2 protein-coding genes are annotated in these 2,200 nt (G+C 51.3%); both read right to left on the bottom strand.

Features of this window, described 5'->3' with window-relative positions; all coding sequences use genetic code 11:
- Positions 1–63: 63 nt before the first annotated feature.
- Positions 64–1,449 (bottom strand): RCC1 domain-containing protein, encoded by a 1,386-nt coding sequence (locus EKD03_RS18090; RefSeq protein WP_274542426.1) that lies wholly within the window; start codon positions 1,447–1,449, stop codon positions 64–66.
- Positions 1,450–1,579: 130 nt separating this feature from the next.
- Positions 1,580–2,068, bottom strand: coding sequence for a hypothetical protein (locus tag EKD03_RS18085; RefSeq protein ID WP_129633834.1), 489 nt, complete (start codon positions 2,066–2,068; stop codon positions 1,580–1,582).
- Between the last annotated feature and the right edge of the window lie 132 nt (positions 2,069–2,200).

Genomic DNA, 2,200 nt, shown 5'->3' with positions numbered 1-2,200 from the left:
CCAGCCATACCACACCGGAGGTCTTTGGTCAACCTCCCAGACCTGCTATGAACCAATTTTCAACTAGCACAACCCCCTACTCTCAAAATGTAGCCATGTGAGTCTATTGACGGTACGTGAGTTCAGATCAAACTGGAACATGGTACAAATCGCCGATTCTCCCATTCCCTGTTGGCAAGCAGGAAAGAAGATCTGCGATTTGTCGGTGTTTATTACAAGTTTTGGAGGTATTCCAGTGCCATATTTAGAATATAGTGAAATATAATCAGGAAATTGCTGGTAAAATGTACTGCTATCTAGTAGTATCTGCTGATTGCTTCCATCTACGTTGGACTGAAGGATCTGAAACGGCTCTTGATTATTCTGCCAGTCAGCCATCTCTATCCAGATCCGTGTATTCCCTGAACCCAGAATACTACTTGCGGGCGGTGCTATTCCGACGGTTGTGCTACTGTTCGTGTCTAGGTGTACCTGATATTGCCTCCCACCTGCACTGTAGACAAGGCCAGTGGGTAGTTCAGATGCCGGAATAGTTGTGGTATTTCCTGTTCCAGCAGCACCACTGCCCGCGATATTCACCAACTCCGCACCCGATGTGTTCTCCCAACAACGTAGCCCACCACTTGTTGTTACTGCACAGGTATATGCCTGCCACGTACTGACTTGACGGACACTACCGATGTCGGTGGGGACGTTGATATCTTCGCAACGCAAGGCACCATCAACAGTCACGGCACAGATATTATTGCTGATGTCCATTGACCCTTGGCTGACCATGCCAAAGTCAATAGGTTCATCTTCGCTTCCACAGCGCAGTAGCTTATCCACACCGATCACGCAAACATACATACCACCGATAATTACTTGCTCGCGTAGATCAGGGTTGGTATATACCGCCCTACTGTCGAGTACATCTGCTGAGATGAGATTGCCCCAACAGCGGATGAGTCCCGCTGTTGTCGTTGCACAGATAGCACCCGTTCCCGGAATACTATGACTTACCGTAACATCAATCACCGGGCCAATGTCAGTGGGTTGATCGTAGAGGATAGTAGGATCGCCCCAACAGCGCAGGGTACCAGACGTAGTGATGGCACAGGTAAGTTCAGCACCGGCACTGACATATGCAACAGTACCGAGATCGGGAGGAATATCCATGCCAAGGCTAGAGCTGCCCCAACAACGCAACTCCCCGGCTTGTGTCACCGCACAGGTATGGAAAAAACCCGCACTGATCTGACGTACCGCACCAAGATCGGATGGTACGTTGGTCTGATTGCGTGCGTTACTCCCCCAGCAGCGCACGGCTCCTGTCTCCATAAGGGCACATACGTGTTCCCAACCCACCGAGACGGACGCAACCCGTTCGCCAGCTTGGGGAGCGGGTGCAGCCAGCGCCGTGCGATCCGATGTGGATGGGGAGGGTGCGGCGAGTATACCGAGTACCATTGCAATGATCAGACCGAGGTATAGCACACGAGGGTTGATCCGCGTGGATGGATGGTGGGGGGATACTCGGTTTGGCATAGTTGGCTACTCTTGGTCTTATGGTGATGGCGGGTGTGGTATGTCTACTTAGTTACCATTTGGTGTGGGTTGCGCTTGGCTGGTTCAAACATGGTATGGGTGATGTGGTTTTATTGTCGGTTTGGAGGGGGGGATTGCGCATACCGGCTGCACCTAGTACCATCCCGATTACTGCGAGTACGCTACCATAAAATCCCCATTCTGCTTTCCAGATTCCCTCTGAATCATTCATGATCTGAAATACTTTAACTATGGGCCACGCGGTTAGTAGTGCCATAACGAGTGCAAAGTTCCCTTGTCCGCGAACGGTTTCATTCTGTGCAATGCGCTTGAGTGCAACCGATCCCATCCATATGCCCACAACGCCTGCAATCGGGAACAGGATGAACAAGATTCCTACGACATATCCCTCATCAAGCATTTGTTCTTGCATCGAGAGCGATTCCTGAAAGGCACTTGCTCCAGTAAAGGTCTCTGACCCACAGGAAACAAAGGGTGAGAAGAAGAAACCGATCAGAAGGAACCCCGTGATCAAGACCATCCGGCTGCTCGTGCGTACTGATGATTGCCAGTTATTGGGCTGATTCCCTGTGCTCGGTAGGTGTACGCTTAATGGTGGTCGGCGCACCACCGATCAATCTTGGCCTGCATCTCCTTTGATCGCCGCCCCCGC

The organism is Candidatus Oscillochloris fontis (assembly GCF_004138135.1).
In the GTDB taxonomy this organism is placed as follows: Bacteria; Chloroflexota; Chloroflexia; order Chloroflexales; family Chloroflexaceae; genus Oscillochloris; species Oscillochloris fontis.
The sequence above is the reverse complement of the archived record's forward strand: the minus strand, read 5'-3'. Positions and strand labels throughout refer to the sequence as shown.

Bases quoted from the DNA above. Each gene is read 5' to 3' on its own strand.
- EKD03_RS18085 (WP_129633834.1), bottom strand. From the start codon at position 2,068: ATGGTCTTGATCACGGGGTTCCTTCTGATCGGTTTCTTCTTCTCACCC.
- EKD03_RS18090 (WP_274542426.1), bottom strand. From the start codon at position 1,449: ATGGTACTCGGTATACTCGCCGCACCCTCCCCATCCACATCGGATCGC.